Below are 17,938 nucleotides of genomic sequence, written 5' to 3' on the forward strand. Positions count from 1 at the left end.
CCGTGGCTGCGCCGGAAGCCATTGTGCAGCTGTTGCGACAGGCCGGGGCTCAGTGACCGGAACCGTTTTGCCTTCCTGGCCGCTGCTCCCATCGTCCGGGCCATGATCCGCGCCCTTTGCCGCGGGACAGCGGGGCCATGTCATGGGCCAGCCAGCGGTTGTCCTCCCGTCGGAAAGTGTCCTGCGGAAATTTCCGGTGGGCAATCAGTCGTTCTTGCGCCAGTTGCCGCCTCTGCCGCCATTGCGGGCCTGCACCTCGGCCTTGGTCTTCAGGTAGTTCACCGCCGGGTACCCGAGGGTCTGCGCAACGGCCTCGGAGAATTCCCGGCAGGGGCGGACGGTGAAGTCGCGGGGCGTGTCGATGTCCACCTCGCCGCGGCCGTCGAAGTGCAGGGTCAGGGAGACCGGGCAGGGACCGTGGTGTTCGCGCACCCTGGTCTTCAGGAGTTCCAGCTTCTGGCGGCTGACCTTGTCGGCCTGCAGCAGGATGCGCGCCCCGCAGGTGTATTTGAGCCGGGCCTCGGCAAGATCGTCCACCGAGTCGGCGATGATCTTGGCGCCCCGTTCCTCCTGCTTGACCGTGCCCAGGACGACGAGGGGCTCGTCGCGGGTGAGGAGATGACCGCTCCTGGCAAAGGCCTCGGGGAAAATCACCACCTCCACGGCGGCGGCGGTATCCTCCAGGGTGATGAAGGCCATGCGATCGCCCTTCTTGCTCTTGTGTTCCTTGTACTCCCGCACCAGGCCGCCCACCCGCACCGGCTGGTTGTCTCCCCATTCGGCCAGTCCCGCGATATCGGTGTCGGCAACGGCCCGGATATCCTGACGAAAGTTGTCCAGGGGGTGGCCGGTGATATAGAAGCCCACGGTTTCCTTTTCGTAAGCCAGCTTTTCCTTGTCCGTCCACTCGTCGATATCGGGCAGCTCGATGCTGCCTGATTTCGCCACCTGTTCTTCCGGCATCACCGCAAAGAGCGAGATCTGGCCGGAGAGCTTGTCCCGCTGCGAAGCCTGGGCCTGTTCCAGGGCCTGGTCGAGCACGGCGAAGAACTGGGAGCGCTTGGCGCCCAGGGAGTCAAAGGCGCCGGCCTTGATGAGGCTTTCGATGACCCTGCGGTTCACCTTGCGGGAATCCACCCGATTGCAGAAATCCTCCAGCGACTTGTAGGGGCCGTCAAGGTCGCGCTCCTCCATGATGGAATCAAGCGCCGAGCCGCCCACGTTTTTCACCGCGGCAAGGCCGAAGCGGATCCGGTCGTTGATGACGGTGAAATCCTTGTTGGACTCGTTGATGTCGGGCGGCAGCACGTCGATCTCGTGATCCTGGCACTCGGTGATGTAGCGCACCACCTTATCGGTGTTGTTCACGTCGCAGGAGAGCAGCGCCGCCATGAACTGGGCCGGGTAATGGGCCTTGAGGTAGGCGGTCTGGTAGGCGATCAGGGCGTAGGCGGCGCTGTGGCTCTTGTTGAAGCCGTAGCCCGCGAACTTGGCCATCAGGTCGAAGATGTACTCGGCCTTGTCCGCCGGCAGGTTGTTTTTGGCGGCGCCGGCCAGGAACTTTTCCTTTTCCGCCTCCATGACCTCGGCCTTTTTCTTGCCCATGGCCCGGCGCAGGTTGTCGGCATCGCCCAGGGAGTAGCTGGCCAGGACGTTGGCGATCTTCATGACCTGTTCCTGGTAGACGATGACCCCGTAGGTCTCCTTGAGGATGGGTTCGAGCTGGGGCAGGGGATACTGGGCGATCATCCGGCCGTGCTTGGTCTCCACGAACTGGTCCACCATGCCGGATTCGAGCGGCCCGGGCCGGTAGAGGGCCACCAGGGCGATGAGGTCGGAAAATACCTCGGGCTTCATCTTCATGAGCAGGGAGCGCATCCCGGAGCTTTCCAGCTGGAAGACGCCCAGGGCGTCGCCCTTGCAGAGGAGGTCGTAGGTCTTCTGGTCGTCCAGGGGGATGCGGCTGATGTCGAAGCCGGCGCCGATATCGGCCTCGATCAGCTTGACGGCCCGGTCGATGACGGTGAGGGTCTTGAGGCCCAGAAAGTCGAACTTGATGAGTCCGGTCATCTCGGTGTGGACCATGTCGTACTGGGTGAGCACCTCGCCCTTGGGTCCCTTGCAGACCGGCAGAAATTCCACCATGGCCCTGGGCGAGATCACCACGCCGGCGGCATGGATGGAGGTGTGGCGGTTGAGCCCCTCCAGGGTCTGAGCCACCTTGAGCAGCTCCTCCACCTGGGGATCGCGCTTCATCAGCTCCTGGAGGCGCGGCTCGGCCTCGATGGCCTTCTTGATGGTGATCTTCAGTTCCTCCGGGATCAGCTTGGCAATTCGGTCCACGTCGCCGAAGGTGAGCCCCAGGGCCCGGCCCACGTCGCGGATAACGGCGCGGGCCTTCATGGAGCCGTAGGTGACGATCTGGGCCACGTTGGTGTCGCCGCCGTACTTGCTCTGCACGTATTCGATCACCTCACCACGCCGGTCCTGGCAGAAATCCACGTCAAAGTCGGGCATGGACTTGCGCTCGATATTCAGAAAGCGCTCGAAGATCAGCCCGTAGGGGATGGGGTCGATGTCGGTGATGCGCATGGAATAGGCGACCAGGCTGCCCGCGCCCGAGCCGCGGCCCGGCCCCACCGGGATCTGGTGGTCCTTGGCCCAGTTGATGAAGTCGGCGACGATGAGAAAATAGCCGGGAAAGCCCATCTTCTTGATGACGTCGATCTCCATGTCCAGGCGGTCCCGGTAGGTCTTTTCAAGCTCCGGGGTGAAGTCGCCGGTTTCTTTCAGGGCAAGGAGCCGTTCCTCAAGGCCTTCCCGCGCCTCCCGCTCGAAGAGGCTGTCCAGGGTTTCCCCTTCCGGCACCGGGAAGATGGGGAAGTGGTGTTCGCCAAAGGTCAGCTCCACATTGCAGCGCTCCGCCACCTTCACTGTTTCGGCGATGGCCTCGGGGCTGTGGGCAAAGGCTCTTTTCATCTCCTCCGGCGATTTGAAATAGAGCTCGTCGGTGGAAAAACGGAAGCGGCCGGCGTCGTGGATGGTCTTGCCGGTCTGGATGCAGAGGAGCACCTCGTGGGCCTGGGCCTCCTCGCGATTCAGGTAATGGCAGTCGTTGGTGGCGATGAGCGGGATGCCCATCTCCCGGGAAAGCTCCTTGAGGCCCCTGTTGACGATGGTTTGTTCCGGGATGTTGTTCTCCTGCATCTCAAGGTAGAGGCGGTCGCCGAAGAGCTCGACGAGCCGTTTCGCCTCCTTCCGCGCCCCTTCCATGTCGCCCTGGGCGATGCGGTAGGGGATGGCGCCGTGCAGGCAGGCGGTGAGCGCGATCAAGCCCGCGCTGTGGGCGGCCAGCACCTCCATGTCGATGCGCGGCTTGTAGTGGAAACCCTCGATCTGGGCGATGGAGGCGAGCTTCATGAGGTTCTGGTATCCCTCGCAATCCATGGCGAGCAGGACCAGATGGAAGGCGGCCTTGCCGGCGCTCTTCGCCGACTTGTCGAAGCGGTCGTTGGGAGAGATGTAGAACTCGCAGCCGATGATGGGCTTGATGCCGGCCTTTTTCGCCTTGACGTAGAACTCCAGTGCCCCGAACATGGAGCCGTGGTCGGTGATGGCCACGGCCTCCATGCCGTATTCCTTGCATTTGCCAAGCAGATCGCCGACCCGGATGGCCCCGTCGAGCAGGCTGTACTGGGTGTGGACATGGAGGTGGACGAAATTGGCGGGTGCTGTATCGGACATGATTTATCTTCTCGAAGAATGGTTGACGCAAAGGCGCGGAGGCGCAACAAAGAAAACGATTAAACTTAAGGATAAGTTAGCGTCTTTGCGTCGTTGCGTTGCGCTTTTGCTATATCACTGTGGATTGAAAAAAATTCATCTCCTCAAGGGCGGCCAGGCTCTCCCAAACACCTTCTTCGGTATGCGGTTCCAAGGTGACGATGGGTGAGAGCTTTTCTTGCTTCAGATAGGCGAAAAACCCTCTGAAATCAAAGCTGCCCAGGCCCGGCGCCAGGTGCTGGTCGGCCTGGCCGTTGTTGTCGTGCAGGTGCACCTGGCCAAGCCAGGGAGAAAGGCGCGGCAGCCAGTCGCGCCAGGAATTTTTGGCAAAGGCGTTCACATGGCCCACGTCCAGGCAGAAGCGGGCGTATGGCGAAGCCAGGGCGGAGAGCATCCTTTCGTGCCGGCTCCCCTCTCTCTCGTAGGTGTTTTCCAGCATCATGGGCACACCGTTTCCCGCGGCCACGGCGAGAAGCTCCCGCCAGGTGGCCAGGGAGTTGGCGAACCAGGCCTCCTCCTTGTAGCCGTGCTTGTTTTCCTCGAAGTTGAGGTGGCAGACCACGGAGAGGGGCCTGAAGGTGTCGATCAGGGCAAAGGCGCGGCCCAGCTTGGTGCGGCTGGCTTTCAGAATCTCTTCATCCAGGGCGCCCGGGGCCAGATCGAAAAAGGGCGCGTGCAGGGTGCAGGCGAGGCCGGCGGCCTTGAGGGCGGCGGCGATTTCCGCGAATTCAGCCGGCGAGTACCGGTACAGACAGTCGCCTTCCAATCCTATTTCCGGCTGGAGCCGATTGTCAAGGATGTATTGTAACTCATGGCAAAGTCGTGCAAACGGCACGTTTACAAAGCAGCGCGCCTTGGTTTTTTCGGAGCAGGTCATGGCAGCGTGGCTTCAGTCCTCAATCTTCTTCGCCTCGTCGATGAGCATGATGGGGATGTCGTCCCTGATTTCATAAAGGAGCTTGCAGGTATCGCAGACGAGGCCGTCTTTCTTTGCGTTCAGATGCACAGGGCCTTTGCACTTGGGGCAGGCGAGGATGTCGAGGAGTTCTTTGCTGATCATGGTGCTTGCCTCTTGTCGGGGAAAAGACGATTTTCCGCCGATAAAATCTTTCTATTTTCAGTGAAGTACGTTAGATTAACTAGCCTTTTGCGCCAGGCCGGAAAGGCGTTGCCGCCGAGGCGATTTGAAACATAAAGTGGCCGGAGTCGAAAAGCAAGAAATTCCGATTTCGCGGGTCAGGGGGGGTGGGCGGTTTTTGCGGGACACCCGCGTTGGGCATCTTGAGATAATTGAGGATCGGACGTTTCATGAAAGGAATAATTCTGGCGGGTGGATCAGGGACAAGGCTGTATCCGTTGACCCTTTCGTTGAGCAAACAGCTTCTGCCCGTCTATGACAAACCCATGATCTACTACCCCCTCTCCACCCTCATGCTTGCCGGGATCCGGGATATTCTCATCGTCACCACCCCCCAGGATCAGGGCCAGTTCATGGAATTGCTCGGGGACGGCGGCCAGTGGGGGATCAATCTGGAGTATGCGGTGCAGCCGAAGCCGGATGGCATTGCCCAGGTTTTTCTCATTGCCGAGGAATTTATCAGGGGTGAGCCGGTCTGTCTGGTGCTGGGCGATAACATTTTTTACGGTCAGGGCCTTGCCCTTTCCCTGCAACGGATCGCCCGGCGCGGCCAGGGCGGGACCGTGTTCGGCTATTATGTGCGCGATCCCAGGCGTTATGGGGTCGTGGTCTTTGATGAGGACAAAAAGGTCATTGATATTGAAGAAAAGCCGGAGCATCCGAAATCGCACTACGCGGTGACCGGCCTCTATTTCTATGACGGCCGGGTGGTTGAAATCGCCAAGGGCCTCAAGCCGTCTCCCCGGGGCGAGCTGGAAATCACCGATGTCAACCGGGCCTATCTCGCCACCGGAGACCTGCATGTGGAGGTGCTGGGCCGCGGCACGGCCTGGCTCGATACCGGCACCCACAATTCCCTGCTCGATGCCGCCAACTTCATCCGGGTCCTGGAGGAGCGGCAAGGGCTCAAGGTGGCCTGTGTCGAGGAGATCGCCTTCAGGATGGGATACATCGATGCCGGCAAGGTGCGGAACCTTGCCGATCTTTACGGCAAGAACGATTACGGCGCCTATCTTCGCCAGCTTCTGGCGGACGAGAGGCGATAGGTTGGTGGATATGGAAAAAAAAGAGCTTTCCGTCTTCGGCGGCACCGGATTTGTCGGTTCCCGCTTCTGTGAGCGCACGGAGTTTCAGCCGTTCCTGATAGCGCGGGAGTCCAGACAGCCCTTGACCGACGAGGTCGTGTATTTCATCAGCACGACCCATAACTATCACGTCTTTGAAGACATCCACAGGGATATCGACACCAATCTCTCCATCCTGGTGGACGTGCTCAGGAACCTGACGCCGGGCAAGAGCGTTTTCAACTTTATCTCCTCCTGGTTCGTGTATGGCGATACCGAGCTGCCGGCCACCGAGGAGTCGATCTGCAACCCCAAGGGGTTTTACTCCATCACCAAGCGGGCTGCCGAGGAGTTGCTTGTTTCCTACTGCCAGACCTTTGGCATCAACTACCGCATCCTGCGGCTGGGCAATGTCTATGGCAAAGGGGACAAAGGGGTTTCCAAGCAGAAGAACGCCCTGCAGTTTCTCATTGATCGTCTGAAAAAAGGCGAACCCATCGACCTGTATCACGGCGGCCTTCTCTACCGTGATTACATGCATGTCTCCGATGTGGCCGACGCCATCGATCTTATTCTCAGAAAGGGCGAGCTGGATCAAATTTACAACGTGGGTTCCGGGGAAAGGATCCTTTTTAAGGACGTGATCGATCTGGCCAGGGAATATACCCATTCGACCTCGGAGTTGAAGGAGGTTGTCCCGCCCGCTTTCCACCGGGTGGTGCAGGTGAAGGATTTTTACATGAATGTCGACAGGCTGAAATCCCTTGGCTTTGCCCAGAAGATTTCGCTCAAACAGGGAGTTGCCGAATTATGTCAGTAAGTACGCTGGTGGCCGAGCTGGTCGAAAAGCTGGTGCGGGAGGAGGCATTTCCTCCCTATCTGTATCTTGCCAACAAGAAGACCTTTGATCCGGGCAAGGACTGGGTTTTTTACTCGGGCCCGACCTGGGACGGGGAGGAACTGGCCGCCGGTCTGGAATCCTTTCTCACCGGGAACTGGCTGGTCTCCGGCGACAGCGTCGCCGAGTTTGAAAAGGAGTTTTCCAGGAAATACGGGCTTGCCGCCTCGGTGATGGTCAACTCCGGCAGCTCCGCCAATCTGGTCATGGTGGCGGCCCTGAAAAAACATTTTTCCTGGACCGACGGGGACGAGGTGATTGTCTCGCCGGTCGGGTTTCCCACCACCATCGCCCCCCTGGTGCAGAACAACCTGAAGCCGGTTTTTGTCGACATCACCTTCGACGACCTCAATTTCGATCTGGATTTGGTTGAAAAGGCCGTAACGGAAAGGACCAAGGCAATTTTTATCTCCCCGGTTCTTGGCAATCCTCCCGATATGGACCGGCTCCGGGAGATCGCGGAAAGGAAAAAGGTTCTTCTGGTCCTGGATGGCTGCGACTCCCTGGGCAGCCGCTGGCAGGGCAAGGATCTTTCCCATTATGCCTATGTCACCTCCTGTTCCTTCTACCCCGCCCACCACATCACCACCGGCGAGGGCGGCATGGTCTCCTCCGATGACCAGAAGCTGATCCGTCTGGCCCGCGGTTTTGCCTGGTGGGGACGGGATTGCTTCTGCGTGGGGCCGGCCAACCTGTCGAGCGATGGCGCCTGCAAGCACCGTTTCGGCCGTTGGCTTGAGGGATACGACGGCACGATCGACCACAAGTATTTTTTCACCACCCGCGGCTACAACCTCAAGCCCCTGGACATGCAGGGCGCCATCGGGCTCAGGCAGCTCGCCAAGGTCGACCGCATCCATGCCTTGCGGCGGCAAAACAAGAACCGGATCGAGGCGATCTTCAAAAACCACCTGGGCGACCTGGTGGAGATCCCGCAGGAACACCGGAAAAGCGAGACCTCCTGGTTCGGAGTGCCGGTGATCTGCCGGGAGAGGGCGCTCAAGGAAAGGCTGGTGGAGTTCCTGGAGAAAAACCGGATCCAGACCCGGAACTACTTCGCCGGCAACATCCTGCTCCATCCCGCTTACCGGGATTTGGGGGATGCGGCTGAGTTTCCCCAGGCCAACAAGGTGCTGGAACAGGTGTTTTTCGTGGGCTGCCATTCCGGCTACCTGGAAGAGATGTTCACCTACATTGATCAGGTCCTGGCTTCTTTTGCGGCCGCATCCTGAACGAGGCGCAAATGTCGCAAGCCCAGAACGCTCCAACGCCGGCACCGGCCGGCCGCGCCCTCCTGGTGACCGGAGGCGCCGGTTTTATCGGCGCCAATTTCGTCCAGTACTGGCTGGCCAATTATCCCCAGGACCGGGTGGTGGTGTACGACGCCCTGACCTATGCCGGCAACCTGGCCAGCCTGGCGCCGGTGCGGGAGTCAGCGGCCTTCCGTTTCGTGCAGGGCGATATCCGGGATCAGAAGCTGGCGGAAGAGGTTCTCGCCCGGGAGGAAATCGGGATCATCGTCAATTTTGCCGCCGAGTCCCACGTGGACCGTTCCATTTCCGGGCCGGATCCCTTTGTCGAAACGAACATTGTCGGCACCCACAGCCTGCTCAAGGCGGCGCGTTCCGTCTGGCTTGCCGGCTCAGGCCGGGAACACAGATTTCATCATGTCTCCACCGACGAGATCTACGGCTCCCTCGGCCCCCACGATCCGCCCTTCAGTGAAAAAACGCCCTATGCCCCCAATTCACCGTATTCGGCCAGCAAGGCCTCGGCCGACCATCTGGTGCGGGCCTATCACAAGACCTACGGCCTGCAGGTGACCACCAGCAGCTGCTCCAACAACTACGGGCCATACCAGTTTCCGGAAAAGCTTATCCCCTTGCTCATCACCAATATCCTGGCAGGCAAGGCCCTGCCGGTATACGGGGATGGCGCCAATATCCGGGACTGGCTCTACGTGGAGGACCACTGCCGCGGCATTGACCTGATCCTGCGCAAGGGGCGGGTGGGGCAGGTGTATAACATCGGCGGCAATAACGAGTGGAAGAATATCGATATCGTGCGCCTGGTCTGCCGCCTGGTGGACGAGGCCGTTTCCGGAGACGCCGCCCTGCGGCGGCGCTTCCCTGCCGCCCCTGTCGTGGCCGGCGGCAAGGCGGAGGATCTGATCTCCTTTGTGAAGGACAGGCCCGGCCATGACCGGCGCTATGCCATCGACGCGGGCAAGAGCGGAAAAGATCTGGGGTATGCACCGCTGGAATCCTTTGAAACCGGCATCCGGAAAACCATCGCCTGGTACCTTGCCAACGAAGAATGGTGGCGCGCCGTCATGAACGGCAGCTACCGGGAGTGGATCGCACAACAGTATGCCTGATCGCAAGCTGCCCGTTTCCGTGGCCATCATCGTCTTGAACGAGGAAGAACGCCTTCCCGGCTGCCTGGCCAGCGTCGATTTTGTCCGGGAGATCGTGGTGGTCGACTCGGGCAGCGTTGACCGGACGGTGGCCATCGCCCGCGAGTTCGGGGCCATGGTCCATGATGAGCCGTGGCAGGGGTTCGGCCGCCAGAAGCAACTGGCCATCGACCGCTGCGGTCAGCCATGGGTTCTGGTCCTTGATGCCGATGAAAGGGTTTCCCCCGAGCTTGCCCTGGAACTGAAAGCCCTTGTTGCCGGGGGGGCGCGTCATGCGGCCTACTCCATGCCGCGCAAGAATTTCTTCTGCGGCCGCTGGATCCGGCATGCCGGCTGGTGGCCTGATCGTATTGTCCGCTTTTTTCAGAATGGCAAGGCCAGGATGTCCGACCGGCTCGTGCACGAAGGGCTTCTGGTGGACGGACCGGTGGGCGAGCTGCGGAACCCCTTGATCCACCACGCCAACCGGGATCTGGCCCAGACCCTGGCCAAGATCAATAAATATTCCACGGCCGGGGCTGAGGAATTATTCAAAAAAGGGGTGAAGTCCTCCCTCCTGAAGGCTGTTCTGCGGGCACAATGGGGGTTTGCCCATAATTACCTGTTGCGGGGCGGTTTTCTGGACGGCGCCGAGGGGTTTATCCTGGCGGTCACCGATGCGGTGAACATCTTTTTTAAATACCTCAAACTGCGGGAGATGCGGAAAAGGGCTTCTCGGCGTAACTCCGCGATCTCCTGACCGCAATGAAAGAGCAGTGAATATCCTCATCGTAAAAACCAGCGCCATCGGCGACGTCATCCACACCCTGCCGGCCCTGAACGCCCTGCGCCGCAAATTTCCCGAGGCCCGCATCGACTGGCTGGTGGAGGAGGCGGCCAGCGATGTGGTCATCGGCCATCGGGCGGTCAACAAGGTGCTGGTTTCCAAAAGGAAAAGTTGGCTCAAGGCGCTGAAGCAGGGGCGGTTTTTTGCCGCTTATGCAGGATTCCGGGATTTTCTCCGGGAACTTCAGGCCACCGAGTATGATCTGCTCATTGATTTCCAGGGCCTGCTCAAAAGCGGGATCTTTGTCGGGCTGGCAAGGGCGAAACGCAAGGTCGGCTTTGGGCGGGGCATGGAACACGCCGAATGCAGCTATCTTTTCCTGAACGAACGCATCCCGTCCGTGCCCATGGACCAGCATGCGGCCATGCGCGAATTGCAGCTGCTTGCCGCCATCGGCGTGGAAAGCGCGGAAATGGTTTTTGACTTTCCGGTCGGTGACCTGCAGAGGCGCGAGATCGCCCGGCTGCTCGAAGAGGCCGGGGTTGACCTTGCCAAGCCCCTGGTGGCCATCAATCCCATGACCACCTGGAAAACCAAGCACTGGTTTGACGAACGCTTCGCCGCTGTCGCCGACCATCTCAGCGCCCGGGGCCTTGCCGTGGTTTTCAGCGGTGGGCCCGGCGATGTCGCGGCCATCGAGGGGATTCGCGCCGCCATGCGGGAGAAGGCGGTGAATTTCGCCGGCAAGACCACCCTGAAGGGGCTGGCCGCCCTCTACGAGCGGGCTGCGCTTCTGATCACCACCGACACGGGCCCCATGCATCTGGCCGCGGCGGTGGACACGCCGGTGATCGCGCTTTTCGGGCCGACCGCTCCCTGGCGCACCGGCCCCCTGGGTCCACAGCACACGGTGTTGCGCCGCGATCTCTCCTGCAGCCCCTGTTTGCGGAAAGACTGCCCGCGCAACCACGAGTGCATGGCCGAAATCACCGTGGACATGGTGCTTGCGGCGGCGCAGGCAACCCTGGCCGGAAGAGGGGCATGATGGACCTTTCCATCGTCATCGTCAACTGGAACACCCGGGATCTGCTCCTCGATTGCCTGGCATCTGTTTACGCTACGGTAAAGGATCTCGACTTTGAGGTCTTTCTGGTGGACAACGCCTCTGCGGACGGCAGCGTGGAGGCGGTGCAAAAGGAGTACCCCGAGGTAATCGTCATCGAAAATGAAAGAAATCTCGGTTTCGGTGCGGCCAACAACAAAGGGCTTGCCAGGATGCTGGGTAAGTATGCCTTGCTTGTGAGCACGGATATTGTCTTGACCGAGGAGGCCGTGATTAAGTTGTACCGCTTGATGGAGGAAAAGCAGGATGCCGCCTTTGCCTGCGGACAACTGCTCAATGCCGACGGCAGCAAGCAGAATTCCATTGCCAACTTTCCGTCCTTTTTATCCCTGCTCTGCAATGAAACCATTCTGCGCCTCCTTCTGCCGAAAAAATTTCCCAGCAAGCGGCAGGAGTACGAAACGCCCATCGAGGTTGATTCCTGTATCGGCGCCTGCCTCATGGTCAGGAAAGAGGCCATGGACAGGGTGGGGATGTTTGACGAGCGCTATTTTGTCTTCATGGAAGAAACCGATTGGGCTCTTTCCATGCGCAATGCGGGCTGGAAATCTTTTTTCGTGCCGGATGCCCGAATCTACCACCTGCAGGGGCAGACCGCCGGTCACAATGTGCGGGCCCGCATCATGTTCTACCGCTCCCGTTATATCTACTTCAGGAAGTGGTTTCCGCGCTCCTGGCCGTTTTTCGCTTCGCTGGTGATCGCCCGCCTGCTCATCAATATTGGCCTGAATCTGCTTGGCCTGGCGTTCACCCTGGGGTTGCAGGCGGGAATCCGGGGCAGGCTGGCCCTTTATTTCCGGCTTTTCGCCTGGCATCTGCAGGGGTGCCCCTGACATGACCGGCGAGATGGCCAAGATCACAGGCCCGCGGAGTATCCAGGGTGAGCCCCGCGGCATCCTGCTGATCCAGCTCGGCGACATCGGCGATGTGGTCCTGACCATGCCGGTTATCCGGGCCTTGCGTGAGAATTACCCGCAGGCGACCCTTGTTGTGGCGGTTTGGGCCAAGGCCGCAGAGCTGCTTGATGATTGCCCCTGGATCGATCAGGTGATTGCCGTGCGCAAGGAAAAGCGGCCATTGTGGGAGGAGCTGCGGCAGCAGCGCGAATTTTTCAGGCAATTGCGGGGGTTCCGCTTTGATCTGGCCATTGACCTGCGCACCGGCACCCGTGGGGCGATCATGGCGTATCTTTCCGGGGCCCGTCAGCGTCTCGGTTTTTACGCGGAGGACGGCAAGCTCTGGCGGAACCGTATTTTTACAAGCCTTCTGCGCCAGGAGTATACGCCGGGCCGGCATGTGGTCGATTATCTGCTCTGCCTGCCGGAAGCCTTCGGGGTTGTGGCCAGGGAAAGGACGCCGGAGCTGTCCGTCTCGGATGAAAAGTCGTCGAGGGTGGACGCTCTCCTGGGGGAAGCGGTCGCGGAGCCGGGGCGGCCGCTCGTGGCGGTGCAGCCTTTTTCGCTCTGGCAATACAAGGAGTGGGGCAGGGAAAAGTATATCGCCCTTATCCGCTGGCTGCTGAAGGAATACAATGCGGTTGTGCTGGTCACCGGTTCCGCCGCCGAACAGGGCAGGGCTGAAGAAATTGCGCGCAATTGCGGCCCGGGCTGCCATAATTTTGCCGGCAGGACCAGCATCGGTCTCTATGCGGCATTGTTGAAGCGATGCCGCCTTTTCATCGGCGTGGACAGCGCCGGCCTCCATATCGCCGCGGCAGTGGGCACGCCAACGGTCAGCATATTCGGGCCTTCTGCCCCTTCCTCCTGGGCGCCACGGGGCGACCGGCATCTGGTCATCCAGAAGGATCTTGCCTGTGTTCCCTGCCGAGAGAAGGGATGCAACGGCCAGGAGAAGAGCAGGTGCCTGGACGGGTTGGGGGAGGACGAAGTAATGGCTGCAATAAAAAGGTTTTTTTCGGATATCACGGTTTGAGGAAGTGGGGGGATATTCCCATTGCCCTTGATTTTGTGGATTTTTTCTGGGGAAGCGAGGTGTTTTTATGGCGAAGGGTACAATGTCCGCTGGACAGGCAAAAGACACCGGGCTTGCCGTTATACTCATCTGCCTGCTGTTGATTCATTTTGCCGGGTATGATTTTTTGTTGCTGCCGGCCATCGGCGTCCTGCTGGTGACCATGACCTGTCCGGGAATTCTTGCGCCCCTGGCCAGGGTCTGGTTTGCGTTCTCCCATCTGTTGGGAAGCGTCATGTCCAGAGTTTTCCTGGCAGCGATTTTTTATGGGGTTGCCACGCCGATCGGCCTTCTGCGGCGGTTTGCCGGTGCGGATGCCATGCGTTTGCGCTCCTGGAAAAAGGGAGAGGCGTCGGTTTTTAAAGAACGAAATCACACCTTTGTTAAAGAAGATATTGAAAAACCTTATTGATTCTGGAGAGATGGGATGGATTTACTGAAAGATCTGTGGGGATTTTTGAAAGAGCGGAAAAAGTTCTGGCTGCTGCCGATCATCCTCACCCTGCTTTTGTTCGGGGCACTGATCGTTTTTACCAGCGGCTCTGCCGTTGCTCCCTTTATCTACACCCTTTTCTGATGAATGAAAATGGATGCGATTCTAGGAATCTCCGCTTTTTATCATGACAGCGCGGCCGCCCTGCTGGTTGACGGGGAAATTGTCGCGGCGGCCCAGGAAGAGCGTTTCAGCAGAAGAAAGCACGATGCGGCGTTTCCGGCCGCTGCTGTCCGCTATGTTCTTGCGGAGGCGGGCCTTGAACTTTCCGACCTGAAGGCCGTTGCCTTCTATGACAAGCCCTACCTCAAGTTCGAAAGGCTTCTTGAGACGTACCATGCCTTTGCGCCTTCCGGGTTGCGGAGTTTCCTTTCCGCCATGCCGGTCTGGATCAAGGAAAAACTCTTCATGAAGAGTATGCTCTGGGATGAGATGGAAAAGATTGTGGGTGGAAAACTCAAAAAAAGACCGCCGCTTCTTTTTCCAGAACACCATCTTTCCCACGCGGCTAGCGCATTTTATCCATCACCTTTTCAAGAGGCGGCAATTCTGACCATCGATGGAGTCGGTGAATGGGCGACCACCACCATCGGCAAGGGGAGCGGCAAAGAGATTACAATGCTCCGGGAGCTTGATTTCCCCCACTCCATCGGGCTGCTTTACTCCGCCTTCACTTATTACTGCGGGTTCAAGGTCAACAGCGGCGAGTACAAGCTCATGGGGCTGGCTCCGTACGGGAATGCCGGCGGACAGAGGGTTGGTGAATTCAGAGCTCTCATTCTCCAGGAGCTTATGGATTTACGCTCGGATGGGTCACTGCTGTTAAATATGGATTATTTCGACTACGCCACCGGCCTGAAGATGTGCAGGGACGATCGGTGGCAATCTCTGTTTGGGGTTTCCAGAAGAAAACCTGAAAGCGAGTTGACCCAAGAGTACATGGATATGGCCTTGGCCGTGCAGCAGGTTACCGAGGAGGTAGTTCTCCGGCTTGCACGAACAGCTCGGGAGCTTACCGGCTGCGGGAAGTTGGTGATGGCAGGCGGCGTTTCCCTGAACTGTGTTGCCAACGGGAAATTGATGCGCGCAGGAATCTTTGACGATATCTGGATACAGCCCGCTGCCGGTGATGCGGGTGGAGCCTTGGGCGCCGCCTATGCCGCGCCCATTGTATCTGGGGCGGACAGGAGCGTCGGCTTCTTCAGGGCGATATGCTTGATGCCATGCGAGGCTCCTATCTTGGACCTGACTTTGACGACAGGGAAGTAATCAGAATGTGCCGAAAATACAGAGCGGTTTACAGCCGCTGTGAAGATGACCGGCGGCTTTATGCCCAGGTGGCTGAGCTGCTGGCCCACGGCAAAATCGTGGGCTGGTTCCAGGGGCGCATGGAGTATGGGCCTCGTGCCTTGGGCAATCGCAGCATTCTGGGAGATCCCCGCCATCCGGAAATGCAAAAAAAACTGAATCTGAAAATCAAATACCGGGAAGGGTTTCGGCCTTTTGCCCCTTCAGTTCTGGCCGAGGACGTGGGGGAGTATTTTGACCTTGAGGGGGCATCTCCCTACATGCTGCTCATCGATACGGTCAGGTCGGAGAGACACAGACCCTTGCCGGACGGCTATGAAGATCTTGGGATGTACGAGCGTCTCTACCATCTCAGATCCGACATCCCGGCGGTAACCCATGTCGACCGTACCGCAAGGATCCAGACTGTACACCGGGAAACCAACCCTCGCTACTGGGGGCTGATTAATGCCTTCAAAGAGAAGACCGGATACGGATTGGTGGTGAACACCAGCTTCAATGTCCGTGGCGAGCCCATTGTCTGCACCCCGGAAGACGCGTACCGCTGCTTCATGCGGACTGAAATGGACTGGCTGGTGATCGGCAACTGTTTGTTTAAAAAAGAAGAGCAGCCGGAGTGGGCGGAGAAGGGATCCTGGCAGGAAGAGTACGAATTGGATTGACTGAGGATGAATGGAGCTGTCTTGAGAAGGTTTACTTTGGGTCACACCGGCCCGTATACCGGCGTAACAACAGGTAAATCCATTGCGGAAAGAATAGAGAAATATTTGTAGTATCGGTTTTTGGATGTCAACCCTTATCTGATCAAATGACGGAAGTTTTGATATACTCTGCGCAGACAAATAAAACCATTCGCTGGGGCAGGTGGGCGATCGTCTCTCTTCTCTCGCTCTCCGTTGTCGTTAACCCGTTTTCGCATACGACAACCATCAAGGAGATCTGTTTTTACGGTTCGCTCCTCGCGGCCATTGTTTTGTTTGCGGCCGGGAAGCGGGATTTTTTCGCCAGGCCGACGCCCTTGCTGATTCCGGTGCTGCTCTTTGCCGCCTGGATCCTGCTGGGATTGGTGTGGGCACTTGACAGGCAAAACACCTGGCATGACATCTATTCACACCTGTTCAGGTATATCATTCTCTCTCTCCTGTTGGTCAAGTTCTTCTCTTCACGAAAGAGCATGGTCATCCTGTCCTGGCTTTTTTCCCTGTCCATTGCCGGTTTTGTCATATATGCACTGTGGAATTTTTATTTCGTTTCGGAACAAGGAATGCTTGTCCGGTTTTTGGGGAATTCCCAGGGGATGACCTATAATCTCATCAATATCCCGATAATTATTTCCATCTTCTTTGTTTCCTGCAACGCATTCACGGCTGATGATAAATACAGGCGTTTTCTGCCGTTGTTCCTGCTTATTCCCCTGGTCGCGGCCCTGGTTTTGACCCAGGCGCGCAGCGCGTTTCTGGCGGTGAGCCTGGCGGGCCTGTTTTTTTTGCTTTCCCTGCAAAAGAAACTGGTCCCGATTTTCATCATCGTGCTTGTCGCTGTCTTTTTTGTATTCACTCCGATCAAGAAGCGTTTTAACGCCATAACATTGAAAAATTCACGGGTAGCCCATGCCCTTCTTGTTTTGGAGGTGGCCAAGGATCACCCGCTCACCGGCATCGGCTTCGGGATGGAAACCTTTGGGAAGGCGTTGGATCTTGCGGCATATAAAGAGCGGATAAAACAGGAGTATGGGGTGAAGTATCCGCGCAAGGCCGTGCTCGTTGATCCACACAACATGTATACCGATATTCTGGTTCGCACCGGCGTTCCGGGATTCATCCTCTTCATGATTTTTGTGTTTCAGCTTTTCAAAATGCTCTGGTCGCTGGGGCGGTCCGGTGATCCTTTTCTCAGGATCTGGTCGGTGGGTCTCGGTTGTTCCCTGGTCTCCTATTTCACCATCGGCTTTTTCGAGCCGGTCTTCAGTCATATGCATGAGTTTAATTTCACGATACTGGTCGCGTTCGCGGCCATGCTGTGGCGACAGCATTTATCCGTTGGGAAAGGATGAGAATGATACCCGATATCACCTATCTGCTCTTAAATTACAATCCGGCCGGGGAGGCTGTTGCCCAGGATGTTCTGGGCGCGACAATCGACTCTCTTTTCGCAAGAAAAAGCCGGCACTTATCCTGTGAAGTCTTTCTGCTGGATCAAGGAACAACCCCGCTGCATCGGCAATGGCTGGTCGAGCAACAGTGCAGGTATAATTTTTCCACCATCTTGTTCACTGAAAATATCGGCATAAGCGGCGCCATCAACAGGATTGTCCGGTTGAGCAAATCCCCGGTTGTTGCACTGGTGACCTCCGACGTGGTTACCACCACCGGCATGGACGAGGATCTTTTTGCGAAGGTGCAGATTCCCGAGGTGTTTCAGGCCACTCCTTTTACCGACAAGAGCGATCTGGATTACCAGATTTGGCAGCCCAAGGAAGAGTTCGGTTCAGACCATCTTGACCTGCGCCCTTTACAGGAAAAAGGAAGATCCCTACTGAACAATATCTTTGCCAGCGACCAACCGACTTACCTGCGGTGCATCGGCAGTGAACTGAACGTCATGTTCTGGCGGCGTTCCGTTTTTGATGAGATCGGTTTTTTTGACGAGAGATGGAAGGCGTGCTACGAGAATATCGACTTTGCCTTGCGCTGTTTCCTGGCCGGAGGGTGCACAGCCGTCAGCAGAGATTCGTTCGTCTGGCACCATCACAGGATGACGGACAAGAACAAGGCTCGGGAGCAGGTTTACGTCCAGGCTGATTGGCAACAGAGGATAAGAAAAGCCTGGGATGATAAATGGCCAGGGGTAAGCAAGCTCATAGATATCTATAAGCCCTTACGCAAAAAAAGCATTCGTGATTATCCAAAATTGTCGGAAAAATTCAAGGACAACATTTTTCTCCCTTTTGAGCAAAGTCACGTTGTCCTCTAGGGAGA

At 58.0% G+C, this 17,938-nt stretch carries 15 protein-coding genes and 1 pseudogene; 13 read left to right on the forward strand and 3 right to left on the reverse strand.

Annotated elements, in window-relative coordinates:
- Positions 1–204 precede the first annotated feature (204 nt).
- The 3 genes from dnaE to ACUUL3_RS03635 all read right to left on the reverse strand — a co-directional run bounded on the left by dnaE (position 205) and on the right by ACUUL3_RS03635 (position 4,843).
- Positions 205–3,744 (reverse strand): DNA polymerase III subunit alpha, encoded by a 3,540-nt coding sequence (gene dnaE / locus ACUUL3_RS03625; RefSeq protein WP_448554673.1) that lies wholly within the window; start codon positions 3,742–3,744, stop codon positions 205–207.
- Positions 3,745–3,853: 109 nt separating this feature from the next.
- Positions 3,854–4,660, reverse strand: a complete 807-nt coding sequence (locus ACUUL3_RS03630; RefSeq protein ID WP_448554675.1) for a sugar phosphate isomerase/epimerase family protein — start codon at positions 4,658–4,660, stop codon at positions 3,854–3,856.
- Between the two features lie 12 nt (positions 4,661–4,672).
- A complete protein-coding gene (locus ACUUL3_RS03635) occupies positions 4,673–4,843 on the reverse strand; it encodes a Trm112 family protein (protein WP_448554677.1) in 171 nt (56 codons plus the stop codon).
- Positions 4,844–5,091: 248 nt separating this feature from the next.
- Between ACUUL3_RS03635 and rfbA the strand changes: the two genes are divergently transcribed.
- The 13 genes and pseudogenes from rfbA to ACUUL3_RS03700 all read left to right on the forward strand — a co-directional run bounded on the left by rfbA (position 5,092) and on the right by ACUUL3_RS03700 (position 17,933).
- On the forward strand, positions 5,092–5,967 hold the full coding sequence (gene rfbA / locus ACUUL3_RS03640) for a glucose-1-phosphate thymidylyltransferase RfbA (protein WP_448554679.1): 876 nt from the start codon (positions 5,092–5,094) through the stop codon (positions 5,965–5,967).
- Between the two features lie 10 nt (positions 5,968–5,977).
- Complete coding sequence (locus tag ACUUL3_RS03645; RefSeq protein ID WP_448554681.1) at positions 5,978–6,805, forward strand: NAD-dependent epimerase/dehydratase family protein; 828 nt, start codon at positions 5,978–5,980, stop codon at positions 6,803–6,805.
- Positions 6,796–8,115, forward strand: a complete 1,320-nt coding sequence (locus ACUUL3_RS03650) for an aminotransferase class V-fold PLP-dependent enzyme (RefSeq protein WP_448554683.1) — start codon at positions 6,796–6,798, stop codon at positions 8,113–8,115. The genes ACUUL3_RS03645 and ACUUL3_RS03650 overlap by 10 nt, the downstream gene beginning before the upstream one ends.
- Positions 8,116–8,126: 11 nt before the next feature.
- On the forward strand, positions 8,127–9,260 hold the full coding sequence (gene rfbB / locus ACUUL3_RS03655; RefSeq protein ID WP_448554685.1) for a dTDP-glucose 4,6-dehydratase: 1,134 nt from the start codon (positions 8,127–8,129) through the stop codon (positions 9,258–9,260).
- On the forward strand, positions 9,253–10,038 hold the full coding sequence (locus tag ACUUL3_RS03660; RefSeq protein WP_448554686.1) for a glycosyltransferase family 2 protein: 786 nt from the start codon (positions 9,253–9,255) through the stop codon (positions 10,036–10,038). The genes rfbB and ACUUL3_RS03660 overlap by 8 nt, the downstream gene beginning before the upstream one ends.
- Before the next feature lie 16 nt (positions 10,039–10,054).
- On the forward strand, positions 10,055–11,110 hold the full coding sequence (gene waaC / locus ACUUL3_RS03665) for a lipopolysaccharide heptosyltransferase I (RefSeq protein ID WP_448554688.1): 1,056 nt from the start codon (positions 10,055–10,057) through the stop codon (positions 11,108–11,110).
- On the forward strand, positions 11,107–12,021 hold the full coding sequence (locus ACUUL3_RS03670; protein ID WP_448554690.1) for a glycosyltransferase family 2 protein: 915 nt from the start codon (positions 11,107–11,109) through the stop codon (positions 12,019–12,021). Before waaC ends, ACUUL3_RS03670 begins: the two co-directional genes overlap by 4 nt.
- Position 12,022: 1 nt before the next feature.
- Positions 12,023–13,120: a putative lipopolysaccharide heptosyltransferase III gene (rfaQ, locus tag ACUUL3_RS03675; protein WP_448554691.1), complete on the forward strand. Its 1,098-nt coding sequence runs from the start codon at positions 12,023–12,025 to the stop codon at positions 13,118–13,120.
- Between the two features lie 82 nt (positions 13,121–13,202).
- Positions 13,203–13,571, forward strand: a complete 369-nt coding sequence (locus ACUUL3_RS03680; protein WP_448556427.1) for an SxtJ family membrane protein — start codon at positions 13,203–13,205, stop codon at positions 13,569–13,571.
- Positions 13,572–13,586: 15 nt separating this feature from the next.
- On the forward strand, positions 13,587–13,736 hold the full coding sequence (locus ACUUL3_RS03685; RefSeq protein ID WP_448554693.1) for a DUF5989 family protein: 150 nt from the start codon (positions 13,587–13,589) through the stop codon (positions 13,734–13,736).
- A 3-nt stretch (positions 13,737–13,739) separates the two neighbouring features.
- Positions 13,740–15,622, forward strand: a pseudogene (locus ACUUL3_RS03690) (carbamoyltransferase family protein).
- Positions 15,623–15,780: 158 nt separating this feature from the next.
- The gene (locus tag ACUUL3_RS03695) at positions 15,781–17,013 is read left to right on the forward strand and encodes an O-antigen ligase family protein (RefSeq protein WP_448554695.1); all 1,233 of its coding nucleotides are present in this window, start codon (positions 15,781–15,783) and stop codon (positions 17,011–17,013) included.
- Between the two features lie 2 nt (positions 17,014–17,015).
- On the forward strand, positions 17,016–17,933 hold the full coding sequence (locus ACUUL3_RS03700) for a glycosyltransferase family 2 protein (protein ID WP_448554697.1): 918 nt from the start codon (positions 17,016–17,018) through the stop codon (positions 17,931–17,933).
- The last annotated feature ends 5 nt before the right edge of the window (positions 17,934–17,938 follow it).

It is taken from the genome of Thiovibrio sp. JS02 (assembly GCF_053485635.1).